Consider the following 19,547-nt stretch of genomic DNA (forward strand, 5'->3'; position numbering starts at 1 on the left):
ATGAATAAACATACTAAAGTGGCAGTGCTTGTCGCACCATTATTAGCTGTATTGGGCTATATAGCATCTGATTATTTCATTGAAAGTGATGCGGATAAAACTAAGTTAATCACATTAATACCAGAATCTTCTTGTGAAGTACTTGCTGGAGGGTGTGTGTTGATAAGTGGTGACTTTAAAATAAACGTGTTTGATAAAGCGGGTTCAACTATCGTTAATTCTACTTTCCCTCTTGATGAAGCGGTGCTATTCCTAGTCGGTGAAGATAATACAGCGACTGCATTTCCCCTATCTCAGGTACAAAGTAATTATTACTGGCAAGCACAAACACCACTGCGTGAATTAGCCCGTACCTCGAAAAGTTATAAATTAAGGTTGATCGCCTCAATTAAAGGGGGCGATTACATTAGCGAATTTGAAACCTCGCTTTAGTCGTTTTGTATATATCCAAGTCATGTTTTGAATATCTCTTTTGTGGTTTTTAATTTGTCCACTTTGAGTGGCTTGGGTATCGTGCTTTCTCTGTTCTTGAATAAGTTAATTCAGTCGTAGTTCGATAGGTTACAGTTGAGTAGGTTGTCGCTGGGTAGGTTATAGTATGTTCGAAAATTGGCAGCTAATGCTATTAAGTTTTTTTTATATCGCATTGTTATTTTTAATTGCGTATTTGGGTGATAAATATCGTCATCTTATCCAAGGAAAACGGCAAGCGCTAATTTATGCTTTTGCTGTTTCTGTTTATTGTACTTCGTGGAGCTTTCTTGGTACAACGGGACAGGCTGCAAGTAGTGTTTATTCGTACTTACCTATTTACTTAGGCCCGATATTGTTGCTGTTCTTCGCTTGGCCTTTTTTGCAACGAATAATTCAAACCAGTATCACTTTTAACTTAACATCAATTGCTGATTTACTCGCTGCCCGTTTTGGTAAATCACATGCACTCGCTATTTTAGTCACGGCCGTTTCGTTACTCGGTACAATGCCCTATATTGCATTGCAAATTAAAGCCATCGTATATTCTTTTCAGCAGTTACAAATTCAGCAAGATTTTATGCCTTGGCAGCTTGGCTTAGTCACTAGTTTTGTTCTGGCTGGTTTTAGTATCTTGTTCGGTATTCGTAATATTGATGTGACAGAACGTCACCCGGGAATTATGCTCGCGATTGCATTTGAAGCCGTGGTAAAAATTATTGCTTTTGCTAGTGTTGGTATTTTCATTTGTTATATCGTTTTTGATTCACCACAAGACATTTGGCAGCAAGCTCGTTCGAATGTTGACTTAGAAAGTGCATTTGAGTTCCCTGATTTCGGCGCTATGTTTGGTATGCTTATTATTGTCATGGCTGCATTTTTTGTTTTGCCACGACAATTTCATGTCATGATTGTGGAGTTACGTGACGAACAAGATGCATGGTTAAGTCGTCGTATTTTCCCGTTGTATTTACTTATATTTGCATTTTTCTCAGCGCCTTTAGGTTTAGCTGGTTACTTACTACTGGGTAATAGTGTTCCTGCAGATATGTATGTATTGGTATTACCTTGGAGGCAAGATCAAACATGGCTGACATTGTTTGCGTTTTTAGGCGCTATTTCAGCAGCAAGTTCAATGGTGATCGTATCGACAATCGCATTAAGTACGATGCTAAGTAATGAAATCGTATTCCCAATCCTATTCAAGAAGAATAAACATCCGACACAATACAACGCGTTTAGATTAAAACTTCTTAACATTCGAAAGCTATTAGTCCTGTTTGTGAGCCTGTTAAGTTATCTTGTGTTTCTATTTCTACCACCAACAACGCTATCAAGCTTAGGTGTAACAGCGTTAGGCGCATTGGCGCAATTAACCCCAGCATTGATAGCCGCTTTCTATTGGCGACGCGCAACATTAAAGGGGGTGTTTTCTGGGATCTGTATCGGTTTTTCATTGTGGATGCTGATTAATTTTTTACCCCAACTTGGTTTTTACCAAAGCCCATTGGAAGGAACGAGTATTGCGAGTTCAACAGCAATTAATTTGCTGTGTCTTGCGATGAATGCCATATCAATGATAATTATTTCATTGGTTACCAGAACGAGTATTCAAGAACGAATACAGGGCGCGTTGTTTTTAAAGCGGCAGTTATCCGAATCGTTAGTAGAAAGTAAAGGTAAAGATAAAGGTAAAGCTAAACGACAATCCATATCTGTCGATGAATTGTTATTGCTAACAGCGCAATTTGTTGGTGATGATAAAGCGTCTGCAAGTTTTAAAATATTTGAACAGGTGGCAATCACGTTAGGTTATACCGCTAAGGAGACCGTTGAGCATGCTCTTGATCATACAGAGAAAGTATTATCGAGTGTGATGGGGTCTTCGTCTGCACGGTTGGTGCTTAATTCTGCTTTAGGCGGGCATGATTTTGCGCTAGATGAACTTGCTACCTTAGTGGGTAATGCATCCAGTCATCGACAAGAGTTTAGTCAAAACTTGCTGAAAAGTGCGATAGCAAATACCAGAGAGGGGATTTCAATTATCAATGATGAACTCGAACTCGTTGCTTGGAATAAACAGTATACGATGTTGTTTAATTATCCTGATGATGTCCTTCATGTTGGCAGTCCGGTCGAGTCATTAATACGCTTTAACGCTAAGCGTGGCCTGTGTGGTTCGGGTAATATTGAAGAGCATGTACAAAAACGCCTAGATTTTTTGCGTTTAAGACAGAGCCATAGTTCTGAACGTCTACGTGAAGATGGCAAAGTGATTCGTATTGAAGGGAATCCATTACCGGACGGTGGTTTTTTAATGGTATTTTCAGATATTACCGCATTCCGGAAAGCAGAACAGGTATTAAAAGAAGCTAATCAAGATCTAGAAACCCGAGTCGCAGAGCGAACTAAAAAGCTCGAAAAGGCAAATAAAGAACTGGCAAAAGCGAGGGTAGTTGCAGATGAGGCACTTAGTAAAAAAAATCATTATTTACAAGTGTGTAGTCATGACTTGTTACAACCGCTTGAAGCCGCGCGTTTGTTTACATCGGCTCTGGCTAGTCAATCTAAGCTAAATAAAAATCAGCAGAGACAAGTGAGTAGTATTGACTTGTCGTTAAAAGTGGCTAACGAAATGATTGTTAATTTAGCTGAAGTTGCACGAATCGAGAGCGGTAGTATTAAACCCCATATCGAAACATTCGCGTTAAATGAGCTATTTAGTCAACTTGAGAATGAATTTTCTGCAGCGGCTAAACAGCATGGGATTTGTTTTACCATTATGCCGACAACACATTGGGTCAATACAGATAAACATTTACTACGTCGTATATTACAAAATTTAATTGGTAATGCATTTCGCTATGCGAGTCCTGGGCGCGTATTACTCGGTTGTCGTCGAAAAAATGGTCAGTTAAGTATTCAATTATTAGATAATGGTCCGGGGATTGCTGAAAAAGATCAAGAACGTGTTTTTGAACAGTTTAGCCAATTGAGGGCCAATAATGGTTCGAATGATGGGTTAGGGTTAGGGTTGAGTATTTGTACTAGTTTATCAGCATTATTACAGCATCAGTTGACGCTTGATTCAGTAGAAGGTAGGGGGTGTCGGTTTAGTCTACAACTTTGTGAAGCAACAGCGTTGCAACAAGAACGCACCACTCCGGTTATTGTGCCAACGGACCTGACGGGAACCGCTGTGTTATGTATAGATAACAATCCTGCTATTTTAGAAGGTATGCTAGAGCTAATCAGCAGTTGGGATTGTGAAGTTTATGGCGCCAGTTCAATTGCGAGTGCGACGACATTATTTAAACAATGCGACTTTGATATCTTGTTGGTCGATTATCAATTAGATAATGATGAGGATGGACTAACATTAATCTCAGCGTTAAGAGAAATAAACCCAGTTATACCCGCTATTCTTATTACGGCGACAACGGAAATTGGGATTGAAGATAAAGCTGCGGTGGCTAAAGTTGGTTTATTACGTAAGTTAGTTAAACCTGCATCATTAAGAGCTATGATGAGCGCACAATTAACGGAAACACTGCAAATACAATTTATTCGTCAGTAGATAGCATTTTTTTCTGGTTCTATATTGTCGATGCTCTTTCAGATGGATATTAAAAAAGGCTTCTGAGATAAATCAGAAGCCTTTTTGTTTATTAAGATTAATAACTAATGTTTAGATTAATCTTTATCGTCAATTTTTTTAAATGGACGGTGTGCTTCACCAGTATATAACTGACGAGGACGACCAATTTTCTGTCCAGGTTGACTTAACATTTCGTTCCAGTGAGCGATCCAACCAACGGTACGGCCTAATGCAAAAATAACCGTAAACATAGAAACTGGGATGCCAATAGCACGTAATGTAATACCTGAATAGAAATCTACATTTGGATAGAGTTTCTTTTCAATGAAGTAAGGGTCTTCAAGCGCAATACGCTCAAGTTCCATCGCTACATCTAATAGAGGATCATTAATGTTTAGTTCTTTTAGTACTTCGTGACAGCTCTTACGCATTACTGTAGCACGAGGATCTTTATTTTTGTAAACACGATGACCGAAGCCCATTAGGCGGAACGGGTCTTCTTTGTCTTTCGCTCGAGCGATGAACTCAGGAATACGATCAACACTACCAATTTCTTCAAGCATTGTTAGACAAGCTTCATTCGCACCACCGTGAGCAGGGCCCCATAGTGACGCAATACCTGCTGCGATACATGCAAATGGGTTAGCACCAGATGAACCTGCAAGTCGAACTGTTGATGTCGATGCATTTTGTTCATGATCTGCATGCAACGTAAAGATACGGTCCATTGCCGTTTCTACAACAGGGTTAACCTCATATGTCTCACACGGTACTGAGAACATCATTTTAAGGAAGTTACCTGCGTACGAAAGGCTGTTGTCTGGATATACAAAAGGTTGCCCAATTGAATATTTGTAACACATCGCAGCAATTGTCGGCATTTTAGATAATAAACGAAATGCTGAAACTTCTCGGTGACGTTGATTCGTCACATCTAGCGAATCATGATAAAAGGCTGCAAGTGCGCCCGATACACCACAGAGGATCGCCATTGGATGAGAGTCACGGCGGAAACCTTTGAAGAAAGATGCAAATTGTTCGTGCACCATGGTGTGTTTATGTACTGTCGCTTTGAATTGTTCATATTGTTCTTTCGTTGGTGCATCACCGTAAAGAATAATATAACAAACTTCTAAATAATCCGCATTAAATGCTAAGTCATCAATAGCGTAACCACGATGTAGTAGGATACCCTCTACACCATCAATATAAGTAATTTTTGACTCACATGATGACGTTGCCATAAAACCTGGATCATGGGTGAAATATCCTTTACTACCTAGGGTACGAATGTCGATAACATCGTGACCAGCTGTACCAGATAAAATCGGAAGTTCAACTGGCTCTTGGCCGGGTAGGTTTAACGTGGCTTTTTGATTAGCCATAGCACGTCTCCTTTGCTTATTTATAATTAGATTTCTTCATGAAATTCGAAGCTAAAGCTACCTTTAATAATTAGTAATGTCAATTTTGTTACAAAATAATCAATTAAAAAACATTAAAAGGTTAACCAATGTTTCAATTTCGATGTAAATGTTGCTATCAGGCCTTTTATAATTGTAAATAAATTGTGATGTAGGTATACTTATTCACGGATCAAGAGTCCTTCTTTTAATTTTGTTCATGATATGTAAGTGATTATAATCATTATTTTATTTACGTTTCGAACAAGAAATAAACAAGGGCTTTCATTTGAAAAGAATTTGTTATGAAAATAATAAATTTCTGTGATCCACATCAATATAATAATAACTATGCTCAATGGAGCTGAGTGAGCGATATCGTGAAAAAGCAAAGACCTGTAAATTTAGATCTGCAGACTATAAGCATGCCAATCACAGCAATCGCATCTATCCTACACCGAGTCTCTGGTGTAATAATGTTGTTTGCAGTGGGTATTCTTTTATGGTTACTGACTGAATCATTATCTTCTGAACAAGGTTTCCAAAATGCACAAGAAATTGTGTCTGGTTTCTTTGGTACATTCATTCTTTGGGGAATCCTAACCGCACTTGCATATCATATTGCTGGTGGTATCCGTCATTTATTGATGGACATGGGGTATTTTGAAGAGCTTGAATCGGGTGCATTAAGTGCGAAAGTATCTTTTGTTGCAACCGTTGTTTTATCAATCCTAGCGGGGATAATGGTATGGTAACTAACGCAGCAAGTTATGGCCGCAGTGGTACTCATGATTTTATCATGATCCGGGCAACCGCCATCATCATGGCACTATATACATTTTATTTTGTTGGTTTCGTTGCATTTAACGACCTTACTTTTCAAGTATGGGCTGAATTTTTTGCAAGTACTGGCAATAAAGTATTCACTCTTCTTACCCTTATCGCTATCGTAATTCATGCATGGATTGGTGTATGGCAGGTATTAACTGACTATGTTAAATCAACCGGTTTACGTGGTGCATTACAGTTTGTTCTAACAACCACAGCATTTGTTTATGCGCTTGTTGGTTTTGTTGTTCTTTGGGGGTTATAAGTGAGTATTCCAGTTCGCGAATTTGACGCAGTAGTTATTGGTGCCGGTGGTGCTGGTATGCGTGCTGCGCTATCAATATCTAAGTCAGGTAAAAGTTGTGCACTTTTATCTAAAGTTTTTCCAACTCGTTCACATACCGTATCTGCTCAAGGTGGTATTACCGTTGCTTTAGGTAATTCACACGAAGATGATTGGACATGGCACATGTACGATACTGTTAAAGGCTCTGATTATATCGGTGATCAAGACGCTATCGAATTTATGTGCAAAACGGGTCCTGAAGCAATTTTAGAACTTGAGCATATGGGTCTACCATTCTCTCGTTTTGAAGATGGTACTATTTATCAACGTCCATTTGGTGGTCAGTCGCTTGCATACGGTGGCGCACAAGCGGCTCGTACAGCAGCTGCAGCCGATCGTACAGGTCATGCATTACTTCACCTTCTTTATCAACAAAACGTAAAGAACGAAACGAAAGTATTTTCTGAATGGTATGCACTAGACCTCGTTAAAAATGACGATGGTATTATCACTGGTTGTACGGCGATTGATATTGAAACAGGTGAAATCTGTTACTTCAAATCAAAAGCAACCGTATTTGCTACAGGTGGCGCGGGTCGTATCTACTCTTCTACAACGAATGCACACATCAATACTGGCGACGGTGTTGGTATGGCAATTCGTGCTGGTATTCCATTACAAGATATGGAAATGTGGCAGTTCCACCCAACAGGTATTGCTGGCGCAGGTGTGCTTGTAACAGAAGGTTGTCGTGGTGAAGGTGGTTATCTTCTAAACAAAGATGGCGAACGTTTCATGGAACGTTATGCACCTAACGCGAAAGATCTTGCGGGCCGTGACGTTGTAGCTCGTTCAATGATGACTGAAATCCGTGAAGGCCGTGCGTGTGATGGTCCTTGGGGTCCACACATCAAACTAAAACTCGATCATCTTGGTGAAGAAGTACTTGAGTCACGTCTACCTGGTATTTGTGAATTATCTCGTACATTCGCTCACGTTGATCCAGTGAAAGAACCAATTCCAGTAATTCCTACTTGTCACTATATGATGGGTGGTTTACCTGCGAATATTAACGGTGAAGTATTAACACGTAAAGAAGACGGTAGCATGGAAGTTGTTGCTGGTTTATTTGCTGTTGGTGAAATCGCTTGTGTATCTGTACATGGTGCAAACCGCTTAGGTGGTAATTCACTGCTGGATCTTGTTGTATTTGGTCGTGCTGCAGGTAATTACCTTGGTACAGTGCTGGATACTATCCCAGAGCCAAAAGAAGCAACTGATGCAAATGTTGATACGTCACTTGAACGTTTAAACCGTTGGGAAAATAATAAAGACGGTGAAGATCCAGTTCAAATTCGTAAAGATTTACAAGAATGTATGCAGCTTAATTTCTCGGTATTCCGTGAAGGTGAGTCAATGGCAGAAGGTCTGGAGCAATTACGTGCTATTCGTAAACGTTTACAAAATGCACGCTTAGACGATACGTCAACAGAATTTAATACACAGCGTATTGAATGTCTAGAGCTCGATAATCTAATGGAAACTGCATATGCAACTGCACATGCTGCTAACTTCCGTACAGAAAGTCGTGGTGCACACAGTCGTTTCGATTACCCAGATCGTGATGATGCGAATTGGTTATGTCATTCATTGTACTTACCTACAAATGAAGAAATGACAACTCGTGAAGTGAATTTATCACCTAACTTGTTAACTGAAGAACAGCTGAAGCACTTTGTGCCTAAAGCACGCGTTTACTAAACATAAGGGATCAAGATGCAAGTTAAATTTTCAATTTATCGCTATAACCCTGATGTTGATAGCAAACCTAAAATGCAAGAAATGAACCTTGAAGTACCTGAAGGTTCAGATATGATGGTTCTTGACGCACTTATCTTGTTAAAAGAAACAGATGCGACATTAGCTTTCCGTCGTTCTTGTCGTGAAGGTGTATGTGGCTCTGATGGTGTTAACATGAATGGTAAAAATGGCCTCGCATGTATCACACCATTGTCTGATTTAAATGTGAACAAAACGATTGTTATTCGACCGTTACCTGGTTTGCCAGTGGTCCGAGATCTCGTTATTGATATGTCGCAATTTTATGATAATTACGCACGTATTAAACCGTTCTTAATTACAGACGACAGTGCTATTCCACCTGCTCGCGAAAACCTTCAGTCTCCTGAAGAGCGTGAGAAGTTAGATGGACTGTATGAGTGTATCTTGTGTGCGTGTTGTTCTACGTCATGCCCATCATTCTGGTGGAATCCTGACAAGTTCGTTGGTCCTGCAGGCTTATTGGCGGCTTACCGTTTCTTAGTCGATAGTCGTGACTCAGCAACTGAACAACGTTTATCAGAATTAGACGATGCGTTTAGTGTATTCCGTTGTCACGGTATTATGAACTGTGTAAACGTGTGTCCTAAAGGTCTAAATCCTACAAAAGCAATCGGTAATATTAAATCTATGTTACTACAACGTGCGGTGTAGCAATGTTTTTTGTTAGTTTTTAGTTACAATGGTCATTCCGTTGGGAATGGCCAGTAATTTAAAATCTTTGCTACCATCTCTGGCGCGGTGGACATTTAAAGTGAAAAGGGCAGAGAATGCAGAATAACGTCATGAAAGCCTGGTTAGAATCCTCTCATCTAGCCGGTGCGAACCAGACATATATTGAAGATCTATATGAGCAATTTTTGGCAGATCCAGATTCAGTTGGCGAAGAATGGCAAACTGTATTTTTAGGGCTCCCTAAAGTTGATAATACTAAAGAAGTTCCACATGGTCCTGTAAAGGATTATTTCATTCGCCTTGCGAAAGATACATCTCGATATGCTGCTCAAGTAAGCGACCCACATAATGATGCGAAACAGGTTAAAGTATTACAGTTAATCAATGCTTTCCGTTTTCGAGGTCATCAACATGCTAACTTAGATCCATTAGGCCTATGGACACGTGATCGTGTACAAGACCTAGACCCTGTATATCACAACCTTTCTGATGCTGATTTTGATGCTAGCTTTAATGTTGGTTCATATGCAATTGGCCAAGAAAGCATGAAACTCAGTGAGCTTTATACTTCGTTACAAAAAACCTATTGCGGCTCAATTGCAGCTGAGTATATGCATATCGTTTCTACTGAAGAAAAACGTTGGATCCAAAGCCGTTTAGAATCAGTTGAAAGTACGCCTGAGTTTGAAAAAGAAGATAAATTACGATTTTTAGATAACTTAACCGCGGCTGAAGGTCTGGAAAAATATCTAGGTGCTAAGTTCCCAGGTGCAAAACGTTTCTCGCTTGAGGGCGGTGATGCACTAATTCCAATGATGAAAGAATTAATTCGTCGTAGTGGTGAGCAAGGTATCAAAGAAGCAGTTATTGGTATGGCGCATCGCGGCAGACTAAATATGTTAGTGAATGTATTGGGTAAAAAACCAACAGACTTATTTGATGAATTTGCTGGCAAACATAGCGATGCTTGGGGCGCGGGCGATGTTAAATATCATCAGGGTTTCAGTTCTGATTTTAACACTCCAGGCGGTAATGTACATTTAGCTCTTGCTTTTAATCCATCGCATTTAGAAATTGTTAACCCAGTAGTCATGGGCTCTGTTCGTGCACGTCAAGAACGTCATGGCAGCACTGATGGTGATGAAGTACTGGCGATTACAATTCATGGAGATTCTGCAATTACTGGTCAAGGTGTTGTTGCTGAGACATTTAATATGTCACAAACACGCGCTTACGGTATTGGCGGTACAATTCGGATTGTTGTGAATAACCAAGTTGGTTTTACAACATCAAATCCAAAAGATATGCGTTCTACAGAATACTGTACGGATATCGCAAAAATGGTTCAGGCTCCCATCTTCCATGTAAATGCAGATGACCCTGAAGCTGTTGTATTGGTGACACAAATCGCACTTGATTTCCGTAATACATTTAAGCGTGATGTTGTTATTGATTTAGTTTGTTATCGTCGTCATGGCCATAATGAAGCTGATGAGCCGAGTGCAACGCAGCCATTAATGTATAAAAAAATCAAAAAGCACCCAACACCGCGTAAGATATATGCAGATCAACTTGTCAATGAAGGCGTTATTGATGCCTCTGAAGCAACGGGTTTTATTAACGAATATCGTGATCAACTTGACCATGGTGAATGTGTTGTTAAAGAATGGCGTCCGATGCAGCAGCACTCTGTTGATTGGAATCCTTACTTAAAACACGAATGGGATATGTCTTATCAATCACAAGTCGCTCAGGATAAATTATCTGACCTTGCATTGAAAATGACGGCTGTACCCGAAGGACATAAGATCCAGTCTCGTGTACAGAAGATTTATTCAGACCGTGTTTTAATGGCAAACGGTGAGAAACCATGTGATTGGGGTTTTGCTGAAACGCTTGCATATGCAACATTACTTGATGATAACTATAAAGTCCGTCTAACAGGGCAAGATGTTGGTCGTGGTACTTTCTTCCACCGCCATGCAGTTGTACATAATCAAGAAAACGCGAGTACATATACGCCATTAGCTAATTTAAAACCTGAACAAGGTGAGCTAACTATTCACGACTCAGTATTATCTGAAGCTGCAGTATTAGCGTTTGAATACGGTTATGCGACAACTGAACCAAGTGGTTTAACTATTTGGGAAGCACAGTTTGGTGATTTCGCCAATGGCGCACAAGTTGTATTTGATCAGTTCCTTTCTTCTGGTGAACAGAAATGGGGTCGTATGTGTGGCCTAACAGTATTGTTACCACATGGCTATGAAGGGCAAGGTCCTGAGCATTCATCTGCACGTTTAGAACGTTACATGCAAATGTGCGCAGAGCATAACTGGCAAGTGTGTGTACCTAGTACACCTGCGCAGGTTTACCATATGCTCCGTCGTCAAACAGTTCGCCCAATGCGTCGTCCATTGATCGTGATGACACCTAAATCGTTATTACGTCACCCATTAGCTATTTCTAGTTTATCTGAATTAGCAGATGGCACGTTCCAAAATGCAATCGGTGAAATTGATACTCTCGACGCAGCACAAGTCAAACGTGTTGTTATGTGTAGTGGTAAAGTATATTTCGATTTACTAGAAACGCGTCGTAAATTGGGTCAGACGGATGTTGCTATTGTACGTATTGAACAGCTTTATCCTTTCCCTCATGCGGAAATTGCAGCTATATTTGCAGAGTATCAACACGTAGAACAGTTTGTTTGGTGTCAAGAAGAACCTCAGAATCAGGGCGCTTGGTATTCAAGTCAGCATAATTTCTGGGGCGTAATCCCGCAAGGGGCGAAATTAAGTTATGCAGGACGTGCTGCATCAGCATCTCCTGCAGTCGGTTACATGTCTGTACATACAAAACAACAGCTAGCACTTATTGAAGATGCTTTAACTGTTGCACAGAAATAGTTTATTAAAGGAATTATGAAAATGACAATTGAAATTTTGGTACCTGTACTGCCAGAATCTGTAGCAGATGCATCTATTGCAACATGGCATAAACGCCCAGGCGATGCCGTTGAGCGTGATGAAATTATTGTAGAGATTGAAACTGACAAAGTTATTTTAGAAGTGCCAGCTGTTGAATCTGGTGTGCTTGAAGAAATTCTTGAAGATGACGGTGCAACCGTTCTTGGTCAGCAAGTCATTGGTAAATTGAAAGTTGGCGCTGTTGCTGGTGAAGAAACAAAAGACAAGCCTGCAGAAGCAAGTGAAGCAACAGTAGACGCAAGTCCTGCTGTTCGTCGTCTTATTGCTGAAAAAGGTTTAGATGCTTCTAAGATTACTGGTACAGGAAAAAATGGCCTAATCACAAAAGAAGATGTTGAAAAAGTATTAGCACCTGCCGCACCAGTAGCAAAAGCACCAGTAGTTGCACCTGTCGTTGAACTTCAAGCTGGCCGTAGTGAAAAACGTGTTCCTATGACTCGATTACGTAAGCGTATTGCTGAACGTTTATTAGAAGCTAAAAACTCAACGGCAATGCTTACCACGTTTAACGAAATTAACATGAAACCTATCATGGATATTCGTAAACAGTATAAAGACGTATTTGAAGAGCGTCATGGTATCCGTTTAGGTTTCATGTCTTTCTACGTTAAAGCAGTAGTTGAAGCGTTAAAACGTTACCCAGAAGTGAATGCATCACTTGATGGTACCGATATTGTTTATCATAACTACTTTGATGTAAGCATCGCTATCTCAACGCCTCGTGGTTTAGTAACACCTGTATTACGTGATTGCGATACGATGAGTCTTGCTGATATCGAGAAGAACATTCGTGAATTAGCACTAAAAGGTCGTGATGGAAAATTATCAATTGAAGATCTGACTGGCGGTAACTTCACTGTCACTAACGGTGGTGTATTTGGTTCATTAATGTCAACGCCAATCATCAACCCGCCACAAAGTGCAATTTTGGGTATGCATAAAATCCAAGATCGTCCAATGGCTGTTGATGGTAACGTTGTTATCTTACCTATGATGTATCTTGCTCTTTCTTACGATCACCGTATTGTTGATGGTAAAGAGTCTGTTGGTTTCTTAGTAACAATCAAAGAATTATTAGAAGACCCAACTCGTCTTCTTTTAGATGTGTAATATTTAGTTTTATTTAGTTGCTTACGCCTTATCTTGAGGCGTAGGTTCTCGGGACAAGCCCTTGTGGCTATTAACATGGATATACGAGCATGAATCTGCATGAGTACCAGGCAAAACAACTTTTTGCTGAATATGGTTTGCCAGTTCCTGAAGGTTACGCAACAAACGTACCTCATGAAGCGGCAGCTTTCGCTGACAAAATTGGTGGCGATAAATGGGTTGTTAAGTGTCAAGTTCACGCCGGCGGGCGTGGTAAAGCAGGTGGTGTTAAGCTTGTAACTTCTAAAGATGAAATTACAGCATTTGCTGAGCATTGGTTAGGTAAGAACTTAGTTACTTATCAAACTGATGCAAATGGTCAACCGGTTTCACAAATTCTTGTTGAAGCTGCGGGTGATATCGCAAATGAACTTTACCTTGGTGCTGTTATCGACCGTGGTTCGCGTAAAGTTGTATTTATGGCATCAACCGAAGGTGGCGTTGATATTGAGACTGTTGCTGAACAAACTCCTGAGTTAATTCACAAAGCAACGATTGATCCACTTGTTGGTGCACAACCTTTCCAAGCGCGTGAGCTTGCATTCAAACTTGGTTTACAAGGCGCTCAAATCAAACAGTTTACACAGATCTTTATGGGTCTAGCTAAAATGTTCACTGATTCTGATATGGCGTTACTTGAAATCAACCCGCTTATTATTACTGGCGCAGGTGACCTTGTTTGTTTAGATGGTAAAATTACTATCGATTCGAATGCGCTTTATCGCCAACCTAAACTTCGTACTATGCAAGATATTACTCAAGAAGATGCACGTGAAGCTCACGCTGCTAAATTTGAGTTAAACTATGTTGCATTAGACGGTAGCATTGGTTGTATGGTAAACGGCGCAGGTCTAGCGATGGGCACTATGGATATTGTTAACATCCATGGCGGCAAACCAGCTAACTTCCTTGACGTAGGCGGCGGTGCAACAAAAGAACGAGTTGCTGAAGCATTCAAAATCATTCTTTCTGATGACAATGTTAAAGCCGTACTTGTTAATATTTTCGGTGGTATCGTTCGTTGCGATATGATCGCTGAAGGTATTATTGGCGCAGTACAAGAAGTTGGCGTACAAGTGCCAGTTGTTGTACGTCTTGAAGGTAACAATGCAGAATTAGGCCGTGCAGTTTTAGCTAAATCTGACTTAAATATTATTGCAGCATCTAGCCTAACGGATGCAGCGCAACAAGTTGTTGCAGCAGCGGAGGGCAAATAAATGAGCGTTTTAATTAATAAAGATACGAAAGTGATCTGTCAAGGTTTCACTGGTGGTCAAGGTACTTTCCACTCAGAGCAAGCTATTGATTACGGAACTCAAATGGTTGGTGGTGTTTCTCCTGGTAAAGGTGGCACGACACATTTAGGTTTGCCTGTATTTAACACAGTACGTGATGCAGTAGAAACAACTGGCGCAACTGCGTCAGTTATCTATGTACCAGCACCGTTCTGTAAAGATGCTATCTTAGAAGCAATTGATGCAGGTATCGAACTTATCGTTTGTATTACAGAAGGTATACCGACTGTAGATATGATCGAAGTTAAAGTTAAACTTGATCAGCAAAATGTTCGTATGATCGGTCCTAACTGTCCAGGTGTTATCACTCCTGGTGAATGTAAAATTGGTATTATGCCTGGTCACATTCACAAGCCGGGCAAAATCGGTATTGTTTCACGCTCTGGTACGCTTACGTACGAAGCAGTAAAACAAACTACTGATGAAGGTTACGGTCAATCAACATGTGTTGGCATCGGTGGTGATCCGATCCCTGGTACCAACTTTATTGACGTACTTGAGTTATTCGAAAATGACCCACAAACTGAAGCAATTGTAATGATTGGTGAAATCGGTGGTACGGCAGAAGAAGAAGCAGCAGCTTATATTAAAGCGAATGTAACTAAACCTGTTGTTTCTTACATTGCCGGCGTTACAGCGCCAGCAGGTAAGCGAATGGGTCATGCAGGCGCAATTATCGCTGGCGGTAAAGGTACTGCAGACGAGAAATTTGCGGCACTAGAAGATGCTGGTGTAGCAACGGTACGTTCATTAGCTGATATTGGTTCTGCTTTACGAGCTAAATTAGGTTAACAGCTGTTTTTTTAAAATAAAGCCACCTTCGGGCGACTTACTACAAGTTGCTCTAAGGTGGTTTTTCTATTTAAAACATAGCTTTAACTATTTAGATTGATACTGCGATATGTATCATATACTACGAGTTTGGTCACAATGTGGACATTGGGTTTAGCGTCATCGCTTCATTCAAATAATCCGGAGCAAGGTGAGCATAAGTCATTGTTTGCATAATCGTTGAATGACCTAGGATTTTTTGCAACGTTAAAATATTGCCCCCGTTCATCATAAAATGACTCGCAAAAGTATGCCGTAAAACATGCGTTGCCTGACCTTTAGGTAAATCAAAGCCCTGCGCTTTCAGCACATCATAAAACTCCATGTATGAACCATTAAACAACCGACCTGTTTTTCCTTTGTAGATATCATTCATTAATTCTGACGTTATAGGTACAGTTCTATTTTTACCATTTTTGGTATCATTGAATGTAACTCGCCCATGAATAATATCATTTCCCCGTAGTTCTGCTGCTTCACTCCAACGCGCACCTGTCGATAAACACAACTTAGCGATATTAAGTTCATCGCCACTAAGATTATCTAGCAACTGAATGATTTCTTTTTTATTCAAAAACCCCATTTCAGTTGCGCGTATCTTGAGTTTGCCGATCCCTTTTAATGGGTGTTCGTTATGAAACTCACCAGCTTTTATCAATACAGTAAAAACACCACTTAGCCTGACTTGGCTCCTATTGATCGTTGTTGCTTTATTCCCTATAGCCATTTTGTCGGCTCGGAATTGCATAACGCGCTGTTTAGTTACCTGGTCTGCCCTTGGGTGCCCTAAGTCTTTATCAATAGATAACAGGTGTTTTAGCTCTTTTTCAGGGCGTTTTAACTGTTGACCATGGTAGTGATACCAAAGATCAATTAAATCGCGTAACGGCCGCTTGTCTGCTGATTTCTCTACCCAGCCTTTTTGATTCTGAGTTGATAATAACCAGCGTTCATACTGTTGCGCTTCGCCTTTCGTTTTAAACTTCTTTCTGTATCGTTTACCACTTCGTCCTTGCGGACGACAATCGACCTCATACCCGTTAGGAATAGATTTAATAGACATCTAGTTGTCCTCCCTAGGGTAAAATTGTATTGCTAACGTTTTTATTGTAGTTGAGTCCACCTCCTTTTGATTTAAACGCATGGCTCTTGAGTTGAGAAAACCGGACAAACTTGACCTGAACGCGGCTCAACATTTCCGGTTAATAGCCATATTGTGTATTTTTTAAAACAGTCATGCTGGCTAAATTGCATTAAAAATTGGCAGCATGGTTCCTTTTGTCCAGTAACATAGTTCGCTGTTGCGGATAGATTAAAACGTAACGCATTAGCGAGTTGTTGATTGCTATACCGCTCTTCTTGAATAATAGCGCGTAATCTCGTATCAAAAGACATCTTGTCACCTTTAATTTGTAGTGAATGAAATTATTCACCCGAAAAGGGTATTATAATTATTTACAAATTAATGAGTTTGAGATACCAATTTAGGAATAGTGATTATATTCCATTAATAAAACGTAGAATTTTAATAACCGCGAACAATTAAAACAAATATACAAACAGCAAACATAACAATCGTCCATAAAATTGCTGGAGCGTTATTTCCATTTTTAGCCTCGGAGGCTAAATAAGCATTGAACTCTTTTTTGCTTTGTTGTCTTCCGTGCTTTGAGCCAAGGTTATGCTGACCAATTGGTGTTAAACCCGTATTTACATATTTCTTAGCTGAACCTAGCGTAGGAACTGGGCCAAAATTAGGCTCACCCTCACTATTTACCACATACCAACTTGAGCCACTTTTTATAATAAAACGCCCGTCTGATACAGAATACTGACCAGCCTGAATCCTTTTAACAGTTACCACACTTACTCCTAACGCCTAGCAACGTATTAAGCCTTAACCTTTTTTATTTCTTTAACGTACGCTTCAATGATATTTTTGGTTTTATAAGGTTCGTTAATATAGGGAACCCTAATACTGCTACCATAACTATAAATATCTAGCGTTCCGTAACCTAATTTATTTCCTAAAGGAGTCGTTACAATTTCTATATTTTCTATAGTATCTAAGTCGAGCTTATCAAGACTCTCGAAATGAAAACCTGTTTTAACAGCAATGCTTTGGTTGGATAACCCAACCTTTATAAATAGAACAGAAAATACTTCGGGAAATTCCTTTAAAATAGCTAATAAAGGTAAAACTAAAACACCAAAAAGAAAACTTGAATCAAAATTAATAATGAAAATATGACCAAGAAAATTAACAAACCATGCAGTCAAAAACACACCTATGATTTGTAAAGTAAACAAAACCAACGCTTCGTAAAATTGTTTTTCATTTACTTCTAATATTTGATATTCAGAGTCAGCCCCTTCGATTGCCATAGTGAATAAGTCATTTTTATTTGGGATGTATTTCTCAACTAAAGATTTGATTTTTAAGATAAGCATCGAGAGTCCTATAACGCTGCATACTAGTGCAGATTTTGCCCATTTTGTTTATTGCAAAAAATGAGACAGTATTAGCTGTCGGATTTCATGTTTTTGTTATGAATTTTATTTACAGTTTGCTGACAAACTGTAAATCAGTAACGTTCACTTACTCTCGAATTTTTGCATAACTATTTGCGCCTTTTCTTTTACCTTTGAGTATCCATAGTTCTTTGGCATAAGAAGTATTATCACAGGGGCATCGATGTCTTTCAGATGCTCTAGCCTCGAATTTGTTATCACAGTGTTCACAATGAAACAGAGCAGTACAAAAAGGGTTACGCTGGAGGTACAGTTTGTCCTCTTTTGCTCTTTCTTCTAACATTTCTTCGAGTGATATTTCGCCCTCATCGTTAAATCCATCTTGTCCGACCCAGTGACAATGATTTTCTTGCCAGTCTGACATATCAAGCTTCCTTCTCTGAATCATCAGACACTAAACCGCATTTTTCTTGAGTAGATGGTTTTGGACTAACTTGGTCTGAATCTTCTTCAACGTCCCCTGTTAACAGCCACATTGTGTATTTTTTAAATTGCTCGTGCGAGACAATTTTCATTATTACATCGCCAGCTGGAATCCTTTTTCCCGATAGATATTGCTCTACAGCACCTAGGCTGACATCGATTTCTTCAGCAAAAACTTTTTGGCTCATGCCTTCTTCTCTAATTATTGCTTTTAGTCTTTTTTTAAAAAGCATTGACACACCCCACGTATGATTGGTATATTTTACCAATCGTATGATTGGTAATGCTGTGTTACACCACAGCATTCATTAGTTAAACCTATAGAGGATACATCAAATGCCTAAGAAATCAGATACCCAAGAAAATTTAGTGATTAACATTCAGCCAGATATGTTGCCGATCACGTTAGAAGTCTACGCTCGCCGTACAGATCAATCACTTAGCGCCGTTCGTGCTCAAGCCACTCGCGGTGTCTTGCCTACCATGCAAGTGGGTAAAAGTAGCACCATCTATGTGAACCAAGCCCAAATGGTAATGAGTTCATTAGAAGCCGCTGGTTGGGATGTTCGCACTCCAAAAGACATCTACGCCTTGTAGATACAGACATTTCAAATTAGAGGTTTAAATATGTTGATCATCAACTTCATATCTAAGTACCGACAAGAATTGAGCTTAATAGCGCCTTCGGTCGTTCAACTGGTTCTTACTGGTTATCTTTTCTTTGCTGTCGTGACTGCGTAGTTTGATCATCTCAAATAGGGAAATTTGTTCAATGTTTGAAATTAATGATAGTAAACAAAGCGTAATTGACGCGGCTTGCATCCGTTTTACGGATATTGAAAACGTAGAGTCAATTGCAAACGACTGTGGCATGCGCGGTCAGATGCTTCGTAATAAATTGAATCCCAACCAACCCCACCAACTAACAGTTACAGAGTTAATCAAAATCACTAAGGCTACTGATAATCACGACATTATCAACAGTGCAATTTTAGACATTGGATTAGTTGCTGTTCGCCTACCAAAACAGGGCGAGTCAAAGCCGTTAACGCTTAGCGCTATGAGCGTAGCAATTCAGACCGGTGATATTAGTCGCCACATCTTAGAAGCTGAATCAGATCGCCGCCTTACGCGCCATAAGAAAGACGCAATTGTTAGAAAGGCACAACAAGCTGTACGCGAATTGGTTTTTCTTATGTCAGACGTCGAAAACCGCTGTGGTGGTGC

At 39.8% G+C, this 19,547-nt stretch carries 19 protein-coding genes; 12 read left to right on the forward strand and 7 right to left on the reverse strand.

Annotation, left to right across the window (positions count from 1 at the left end; genetic code table 11):
* Positions 1-432, forward strand: coding sequence for a hypothetical protein (locus BT797_RS07645; protein ID WP_045110223.1), 432 nt, complete (start codon positions 1-3; stop codon positions 430-432).
* 166 nt (positions 433-598) lie between these two features.
* On the forward strand, positions 599-4,048 hold the full coding sequence (locus tag BT797_RS07650; protein ID WP_075471562.1) for a PAS domain-containing hybrid sensor histidine kinase/response regulator: 3,450 nt from the start codon (positions 599-601) through the stop codon (positions 4,046-4,048).
* Positions 4,049-4,164: 116 nt separating this feature from the next.
* On the opposite strand, the gene BT797_RS07655 is transcribed toward BT797_RS07650, so the two are convergent.
* Positions 4,165-5,454, reverse strand: a complete 1,290-nt coding sequence (locus tag BT797_RS07655) for a citrate synthase (protein WP_045110225.1) — start codon at positions 5,452-5,454, stop codon at positions 4,165-4,167.
* Between the two features lie 386 nt (positions 5,455-5,840).
* Here BT797_RS07655 and sdhC point away from each other — a divergent pair, with 386 nt between their 5' ends.
* The 8 genes from sdhC to sucD all read left to right on the forward strand — a co-directional run bounded on the left by sdhC (position 5,841) and on the right by sucD (position 15,326).
* The gene (gene sdhC / locus BT797_RS07660; protein ID WP_045110226.1) at positions 5,841-6,227 is read left to right on the forward strand and encodes a succinate dehydrogenase cytochrome b556 subunit; all 387 of its coding nucleotides are present in this window, start codon (positions 5,841-5,843) and stop codon (positions 6,225-6,227) included.
* A complete protein-coding gene (gene sdhD / locus BT797_RS07665; RefSeq protein ID WP_045110227.1) occupies positions 6,221-6,565 on the forward strand; it encodes a succinate dehydrogenase, hydrophobic membrane anchor protein in 345 nt (114 codons plus the stop codon). Before sdhC ends, sdhD begins: the two co-directional genes overlap by 7 nt.
* Complete coding sequence (sdhA, locus tag BT797_RS07670; RefSeq protein ID WP_045110228.1) at positions 6,566-8,347, forward strand: succinate dehydrogenase flavoprotein subunit; 1,782 nt, start codon at positions 6,566-6,568, stop codon at positions 8,345-8,347. It abuts the gene before it with no gap.
* A gap of 15 nt (positions 8,348-8,362) precedes the next feature.
* Positions 8,363-9,079, forward strand: a complete 717-nt coding sequence (locus tag BT797_RS07675; protein ID WP_045110229.1) for a succinate dehydrogenase iron-sulfur subunit — start codon at positions 8,363-8,365, stop codon at positions 9,077-9,079.
* 116 nt (positions 9,080-9,195) lie between these two features.
* Positions 9,196-12,009, forward strand: a complete 2,814-nt coding sequence (gene sucA / locus BT797_RS07680) for a 2-oxoglutarate dehydrogenase E1 component (protein ID WP_045110230.1) — start codon at positions 9,196-9,198, stop codon at positions 12,007-12,009.
* Positions 12,010-12,030: 21 nt separating this feature from the next.
* A complete protein-coding gene (gene odhB / locus BT797_RS07685; protein WP_045110231.1) occupies positions 12,031-13,200 on the forward strand; it encodes a 2-oxoglutarate dehydrogenase complex dihydrolipoyllysine-residue succinyltransferase in 1,170 nt (389 codons plus the stop codon).
* 89 nt (positions 13,201-13,289) lie between these two features.
* Positions 13,290-14,456 (forward strand): ADP-forming succinate--CoA ligase subunit beta, encoded by a 1,167-nt coding sequence (gene sucC, locus BT797_RS07690; RefSeq protein WP_045110232.1) that lies wholly within the window; start codon positions 13,290-13,292, stop codon positions 14,454-14,456.
* A complete protein-coding gene (sucD, locus tag BT797_RS07695) occupies positions 14,457-15,326 on the forward strand; it encodes a succinate--CoA ligase subunit alpha (protein WP_045110233.1) in 870 nt (289 codons plus the stop codon).
* Positions 15,327-15,459: 133 nt separating this feature from the next.
* Here sucD and BT797_RS07700 read toward each other — a convergent pair whose 3' ends face one another.
* The 6 genes from BT797_RS07700 to BT797_RS07725 form a co-directional block, all read right to left on the reverse strand.
* Positions 15,460-16,428 (reverse strand): phage integrase, encoded by a 969-nt coding sequence (locus tag BT797_RS07700; protein WP_075471564.1) that lies wholly within the window; start codon positions 16,426-16,428, stop codon positions 15,460-15,462.
* Between the two features lie 71 nt (positions 16,429-16,499).
* Positions 16,500-16,760 carry a hypothetical protein gene (locus BT797_RS07705; RefSeq protein ID WP_075471565.1) on the reverse strand — a complete coding sequence of 87 codons (261 nt, stop codon included), beginning with the start codon at positions 16,758-16,760 and terminating at the stop codon, positions 16,500-16,502.
* A gap of 130 nt (positions 16,761-16,890) precedes the next feature.
* Positions 16,891-17,229 carry a hypothetical protein gene (locus BT797_RS07710; protein WP_170860728.1) on the reverse strand — a complete coding sequence of 113 codons (339 nt, stop codon included), beginning with the start codon at positions 17,227-17,229 and terminating at the stop codon, positions 16,891-16,893.
* 26 nt (positions 17,230-17,255) lie between these two features.
* Positions 17,256-17,816, reverse strand: coding sequence for a PH domain-containing protein (locus BT797_RS07715; protein ID WP_075471567.1), 561 nt, complete (start codon positions 17,814-17,816; stop codon positions 17,256-17,258).
* Positions 17,817-17,964: 148 nt separating this feature from the next.
* The gene (locus BT797_RS07720) at positions 17,965-18,261 is read right to left on the reverse strand and encodes a hypothetical protein (protein ID WP_067043334.1); all 297 of its coding nucleotides are present in this window, start codon (positions 18,259-18,261) and stop codon (positions 17,965-17,967) included.
* A 1-nt stretch (position 18,262) separates the two neighbouring features.
* Entirely contained in the window at positions 18,263-18,553 is a 291-nt protein-coding gene (locus BT797_RS07725) for a helix-turn-helix domain-containing protein (RefSeq protein ID WP_067043332.1), read from the reverse strand.
* A gap of 103 nt (positions 18,554-18,656) precedes the next feature.
* On the opposite strand from BT797_RS07725, the gene BT797_RS07730 reads away from it, so the two are divergent.
* Positions 18,657-18,917, forward strand: coding sequence for a hypothetical protein (locus tag BT797_RS07730; protein WP_045110243.1), 261 nt, complete (start codon positions 18,657-18,659; stop codon positions 18,915-18,917).
* 175 nt (positions 18,918-19,092) lie between these two features.
* Positions 19,093-19,547: phage regulatory CII family protein (locus BT797_RS07735; protein WP_075471568.1), on the forward strand; the 455-nt coding region annotated here is incomplete at its 3' end.

It is taken from the genome of Moritella viscosa (genome assembly GCF_900120065.1).
Classification (GTDB): domain Bacteria; phylum Pseudomonadota; class Gammaproteobacteria; order Enterobacterales; family Moritellaceae; genus Moritella; species Moritella viscosa.